We start from the raw sequence: 5765 nt of genomic DNA on the forward strand, positions 1-5765 counted from the left end.
GCTGGAGGGCCCAAAAGGCACACCGGGGGGCTATTGCTTGCGAAGGCGCGCCTCGAACTCGCGCTCGAGTTCACGCCAGGCCGCGACCTCCGCATCGAACGGTGCGCTCGGTGCCAGGCGGCTGGAATCGGGCTCGAGTGCGTAGTTGACGAACCAGCCCAGTTCCGACGAACCGGCGAGGGCGGCATCGGTGGAGTCGTCGCCGGCATAGTTGGCGGCGTCGGTGAACAACTCGACCGCGAGGTCCAGTTGCTCCGGGTCCACCGCGTCGATGCCCTCGGCGATGTCGTCGGCGATCCCGGTGAGCACGTACACGTTGTCGTCGGTCACCTCGATCTCGAGCGAACCGTCGGTCGCCGCGTGGCGGATCTCGTCGTAGGTGTCCAGCGTCGCCAGGTCGTGGTCGTGACGGTCGGCCAAGTAGCGGGCGAGCGCACGTTCGGACGCGAACGCCGTGATGAAACCGTCGCTGCCGAGGAACAGTGCGTCCTCGTCGTCGATGTAGCACCGCAGCGTGAACCACGTGCCGTCGCTCGTGATGATCTTGATCGGGTCGATGCCGACGGTGCCCCAGAAGTCGTCACCGAGGTCCTCGTCGTCGTCCTCGCCCTCGTCGAACTCGTAGTCGTTGTCGTCTTCTTCACCCTCGACCGTGTCGTCGGCCTCGACGACGTTCTCCTCTGATGCGACGAGCTCGGATTCGATCTCCGCGACGATCGCGGCATCGACATCCGGGGTGGTGACGAGTGCATCGAGCGCGTCGATCACCGCGTCCCAGTCCGTCGCGACCGCGGTGCCGATCCGATTCCACAGGTCGTCGCCGTCGTCGCCTTCGAACGCGACCGCTCCGTGCTGGAGCAGCGTCGCGATTTCGGGCCGGTCGAAGAACTTCGTCACCGCGTCGAGCTCGCAGACGTCGCCGAGGCTGCTGACGATGTCGAAGGTGTCCTGCAGTTGCGAGACGACCTCCGGGTCGGCGTCGTCGGCGACCAGTTCGGGGACCCCGACGATGTCGAAGCGGTAGGCGTCGTCGGGGTCGAACTCGGCGGCGGACAGCTTCGCGATCACCGGCCACGCGGGATGCTCGACGAGGTCGTTGTCGGCGTCGGAACGGACGAAGGCGACCAGTTCGGCGACACCGGGGAATCCGTACAGGTGATCACCGCGACCGAGGAACGCCTCCCAATCGTCGTCACCCTCGCGCCAGCGGGGCGCCCACAGGGTGACGAGGTTGTCCTCGGTGAGACCGAGCTCGATCGGGACGATGTCTCCAGCCATGGCCGGAAGCCTAGCCATGTCGCGCCCGAACACATAGCCGGGGAGCGCCGAGACCGTCGTCACCCCAACGAGTCGCGCAACTCCGACAGCAGACGGTCGCGCTTCCCCGCCGCGATTCGTGCCGCCTCGTGCGCGGTCGCGAGGATCGCCGCGGACACTTCGGTGGCGTCCAACCGGGACGCCGCCTCGGCCAGATGCAGCGCGACCATGCCGCCGCCGGCGTCGACGCGCACCCGCACATGCCCGCACGGGCTCGTTGCCTCCGCGCTCACGTCACCGAGTCCGGCCATGACGTCTTCCAGCAACCCCAGCTGTTGCCGTGCCCGCTCGACGATCTCGTCGACCTGATGCGCGCTCACACCGGCCTCAGCCAGGATCGGTGGTTGCGCTGTTCGTCGTCGGCCTGCTGGCTGCGCGCGACCTCGTCCCTGGTGGGCAGACCCAACCGGTCGAGGAGGGCGGCCGGCATGCCCTGGGACGTGAGGTCGCCGCGTCGCACCGCCCCCGCCTCCAGGGTGGCGCGGCGGCTGAGCGCGAGGATCTGCTCGGCCACGAATCCCGCGCCCCGACGCAATTCGCGCGGGTCGATGTGGAGGTCGACCGGCACCCCCTGATCGGTCGTGCGTATCCATATCGTGCCCGCCGCGTTGCGGGCGGTTGCTGTTGTGACGTTCGTCTCCGGCTGGGCCGTGTCGGGTGGGGCCATATCAGGTTGGACGCACCCCGGCACGGATCGGTTCCAGGCCTCGGCACCTATCCGGTGGGCCGATAGAATCCTTCGAAGGCCATGCCGCTGTTGGTGGTGCGGATCGGGGTGACCGCGACCGGATCGCCCGCCTCGACCATGAGGCCGTTTCCGATCACCATCGCGACGTGCCCGTCCCAGACAGCCAGGTCGCCGGGCATGAGCGAGTCGTCGGCGACGGGTATGCCGACGTCCTGCTGCTGGGCCAGCCGGGGAAGTTCGACGCCGGCCTGCCCGTACGCCCACTGGGTCAGCCCGCTGCAGTCGAGTCCCTGCCCGGGGGTGGTGCCGCCCCACACGTACGGGGTGCCTTGTTGGGACAGCGCGTGGCGGACCGCGGCGGCGGCTTCGGCGGTGGGCGCGGTCGCGACGCTACCGTCGGGCAGGGTCACGGCATGACCGCCACCGGTTCCCGGCGCACTGTCACGGCCGGATTCGGGGGCGACGACACCGCCGGAGCCGGGTTCGGTTGCGTCCGGTCCGGGTGGCGTCTCCGGCATCTCCGGTAACAGCGCGGTGAGGCGGTCGGTGTGCTGGGCCAGGTCGGAGGTGACGCGGGCGAGTACGTCGAGTCCCGCCGAGAGATGTTCGACGGCGGCGCCGAGCAGCATCAGCTGTCCCTGCGGCAGTGCCAGTGCGGGCTCGAGGCTCCGGGCGACCGAGCGGAACGAGTCGACGATGCGGGTCAGTTCCACCGCACCGCCGAGCACCGTCGCGGTTCCGTCCACGGCGATCGCGGCGATCTCGATGCCGTGATCGGCAGCGACCAGGGTGTCCGCGACGACCCGCTCGGCGCTGCCGACGGCGGTATCCGCCGCGGTACCCGTCCAGTCCCAGATCAGTTCGGTGAGTGCGGTGCGTCCCGCGGCGTGCACGTCCTCGGCGATCTGCGTCCCGGCCCGGAGCGCCGCGCCGGGATCGAACGAGGGCGCGGTGCACGTACCGAATGCGGTCAGCAGGTCCGTCAGCGGGGCCGAAAGCAGGTCGGACCCGATCATTGCGGTGCTCCCGATTCGTGCAGTCGCGTGCGCCACTCCGACTCGTGGGCGTCGTAGCCTGCCGCGGTGGCCGCGGCGACCACCGACATGCCGTCGAGGGCGGTGACGAGCCGGGTCACGTGGTGTTCGTGTGCACGATGCGCCGAGGCGAGGGCCGCGACGAAGCCGGCTCCGATCGGGCCGAGTCCGGCGCCGAGTTGTTCGGGGGCGCCGCCGCGGATGTGGTCGGCCGCATCGCGTAGGCGGTCTGCCATGCTTCCTGCCGTGCAGCCGAATGCCGCGATGGTCTCCGGACGTACCTGCACACCGTCCTGCCGAAACTCGCCTGCCGCCATTCGTTCCCCCTCGGTCGGATCGATCACTCTCGACAGGTTTGACGCATGCGGTGGGCGGCCGGTTCCACCGTTCTATCCTGTCGGATATGGATCCGCTCGTCGTCGACCATCCGCTTGCCGCGTCCCTGCTCACGATCCTGCGCGATGAGCGCAGCGACAATGCCGCATTCCGGCACGCGTTGAGCAGGCTCACCCAGATGCTGGTCTACGAGGCGGTCCGGGAGGCGCCGGTCGAACAGTTCGAAGTACGCACGCCGGTCGCCACGACCGTCGGGGTGCGGTTGCGGCAGCCGCCGCTGCTGGTCCCGGTCCTGCGGGCGGGTCTGGGCATGGTTGATCAGGCGCACGCGCTCATCCCGCAGGCGCAGGTCGGTTTCGTCGGTCTGGCGCGTGACGAGAAGACCTTCGAGCCGGTGCCGTATCTCGAGTCGCTGCCCGCCGACCTGTCCGGTCTGCCGGTGTTCGTGCTGGATCCGATGCTCGCGACGGGCGGGTCGATGGTGCACACGATCGAGATTCTCGCCTCGCGCGGCGCGACCGACATCACCGCCGTGTGTGTGGTGGCGGCGCCGCAGGGTGTCGAGGCGCTCGCGTCCTGTGGATATCCGGTGCGGTTGGTGACCGCGACGATCGACGAGGGTCTGGATGCGAACAAGTACATCGTTCCCGGCCTCGGTGACGCGGGTGATCGCCAGTACGGGCCCAGGTAGCTGAACCCGAGTAGCGGCACCCCCGGGTAGCGGCACCCCCGAGATCTCTGTCCGGTTTGGTACTTATGGTGCGGATGAGGCAGGAGTGACGTCTGTTCGAGGCTGATCCGTTACCGATCCGTCATGGGCTCGGGCGTGGAAACGCCATCGGCTCTCTACGCTGTTGCGTGCATCACGATCATTCCCGACTGCATTCGGTCCGTGAAATGGGGGAACTCGACGGTCTGCAATTCCGTGAAGAAATCCCGTGCCTTCGTTCGAGCAGCCGCGCTGGGTACCGCGGCCGTATGGGCGACGATGCTCAATCCGGGTGCCGCGGTCGCCGCGGTCGACAACGCCCGGTCGATGCCCTTGGAAGGCGGTGCCACGATCGAAGTCCTTCAGGCGGACACGTCGATCCAGTCGGTGCCACCCCTCGACAGTTCTCCGCTCACTGTCGAATTCTTCAACGACGGCGTCGCAGCCGTGAAGATCACCGGTCCGGGCTCCGACGCGTTCACCGGGACGCGGCTCACCTTCGGTTACCAGATCGGGTACCCGATCGCGTTGCCCGGTGCGACCGCCACGATCAATACCCCCAATCTCAACTGGGGGGTCGGCACCGGCGCCGACTTCGGCGTCGATCTCGGATTCGACATCGGCCCAGACCCGGCACCGAGCGTCGGATTGGGCCTCGGGCTCGGCAGCGACGCGAATCTCAGCGGCACGATCATCCCGTCGAACTCGATCGAGCTCCTACTCGAACCCGGTGGCATCACCGAGGTTCCGATCGTCGAGGACGTCGCCTTCGACGGCGCCTCGGCGGCAATGCGGATCGTCGGTGTCCACGGCTCGGTGTCCGGTGCGCTCGGCCCGGTCAACGTCCGGCCGTTCGCGCGAGCCACTACCGCGAAGGGTGAAACCATCGTCACCTACGGTGCACCGCAACGTCTCTGAGATCCTACCGGTCGCACAACGTGTGTGCCCACGCGCGCAGTGCCGCGAGAATCGCGGCGGCCCGGTTCCGGTTGTCGTCGACCGCGTGCAGATAGCACTTGAGCTTCGGCTCGGTGCCGGACGGCCGAACCACGACGCGGACCGACGTACCTTCGAACACGAGTGCGTCGGTTCGCAATCCGGATTCGGCCCGGGCGAGATCGGTTGCGGTGACCGGTTCGCCGGCGAGTTCGGCCGGCGGCGCGACCCGCAGCGACGCCATGATCCGGTCGATCCGCGTGAGGTCGGTGACGCGGAGGGAAATCTGGTCGGTCGCGTGCACACCGAATTCGTCATACAGCGCGTCCAGCGCGTCGAACACCGTGCGGCCCTGGGCTTTCAGATCCGCCACGAGGTCGGCGACGACGACGGCGGTCGCGATGCCGTCCTTGTCGCGCACCGCGTCGGGATCGACACAGTGGCCGATCGCCTCCTCGTACGCGTACACCAACCCCGCACCGGCGCGGGCCAACCACTTGAATCCGGTGAGGGTCTGCGCGTAGCGGGCGCCGCGCGCGGCCGCGACCTTCCCGAGCAGCGTGGACGAGACGATCGTGGTGGCCACCAGCGATCCGGGCGGTGACACGCCGAGAATGCGCTCACCGAGCAGTACGCCGGTCTCGTCGCCGCGCAGCATCCGCCAGCCACGGGCGGTCGGTGCTTCCACCGCGCAGCGGTCGGCGTCCGGGTCCAGCGCGAGCGCGACGTCCGCGCCGACGTCGGC

At 68.8% G+C, this 5765-nt stretch carries 7 protein-coding genes and 1 pseudogene; 2 read left to right on the top strand and 6 right to left on the bottom strand.

Annotated features, from left to right (window positions below):
- Positions 1-30 precede the first annotated feature (30 nt).
- The 5 genes from WAX14_RS22550 to WAX14_RS22570 are packed head-to-tail and all read right to left on the bottom strand — an operon-like array spanning position 31 to position 3383.
- On the bottom strand, positions 31-1278 hold the full coding sequence (locus WAX14_RS22550; RefSeq protein WP_422630270.1) for a primosomal protein: 1248 nt from the start codon (positions 1276-1278) through the stop codon (positions 31-33).
- 59 nt (positions 1279-1337) lie between these two features.
- Positions 1338-1637: a YbaB/EbfC family nucleoid-associated protein gene (locus WAX14_RS22555; protein ID WP_422630271.1), complete on the bottom strand. Its 300-nt coding sequence runs from the start codon at positions 1635-1637 to the stop codon at positions 1338-1340.
- Positions 1634-1984: a hypothetical protein gene (locus WAX14_RS22560; protein ID WP_422630272.1), complete on the bottom strand. Its 351-nt coding sequence runs from the start codon at positions 1982-1984 to the stop codon at positions 1634-1636. Before WAX14_RS22560 ends, WAX14_RS22555 begins: the two co-directional genes overlap by 4 nt.
- Before the next feature lie 47 nt (positions 1985-2031).
- A complete protein-coding gene (locus WAX14_RS22565) occupies positions 2032-3021 on the bottom strand; it encodes a C40 family peptidase (RefSeq protein ID WP_422630273.1) in 990 nt (329 codons plus the stop codon).
- Positions 3018-3383: a type VII secretion target gene (locus tag WAX14_RS22570; RefSeq protein WP_422630274.1), complete on the bottom strand. Its 366-nt coding sequence runs from the start codon at positions 3381-3383 to the stop codon at positions 3018-3020. The genes WAX14_RS22565 and WAX14_RS22570 overlap by 4 nt, the downstream gene beginning before the upstream one ends.
- A 59-nt stretch (positions 3384-3442) precedes the next feature.
- Here WAX14_RS22570 and upp point away from each other — a divergent pair, with 59 nt between their 5' ends.
- Positions 3443-4066, top strand: coding sequence for a uracil phosphoribosyltransferase (gene upp / locus WAX14_RS22575; protein ID WP_422630275.1), 624 nt, complete (start codon positions 3443-3445; stop codon positions 4064-4066).
- A 297-nt stretch (positions 4067-4363) separates the two neighbouring features.
- Positions 4364-5002: an MspA family porin gene (locus tag WAX14_RS22580; RefSeq protein ID WP_422630276.1), complete on the top strand. Its 639-nt coding sequence runs from the start codon at positions 4364-4366 to the stop codon at positions 5000-5002.
- Between the two features lie 4 nt (positions 5003-5006).
- Here the strand turns inward: WAX14_RS22580 and WAX14_RS22585 are convergent.
- Positions 5007-5765 (bottom strand): annotated as a pseudogene (locus tag WAX14_RS22585) (phospho-sugar mutase); the annotation flags it as partial.

The sequence above is a fragment of the Rhodococcus sp. (in: high G+C Gram-positive bacteria) genome, from assembly GCF_049299235.1.
In the GTDB taxonomy this organism is placed as follows: Bacteria; Actinomycetota; Actinomycetes; order Mycobacteriales; family Mycobacteriaceae; genus Rhodococcus.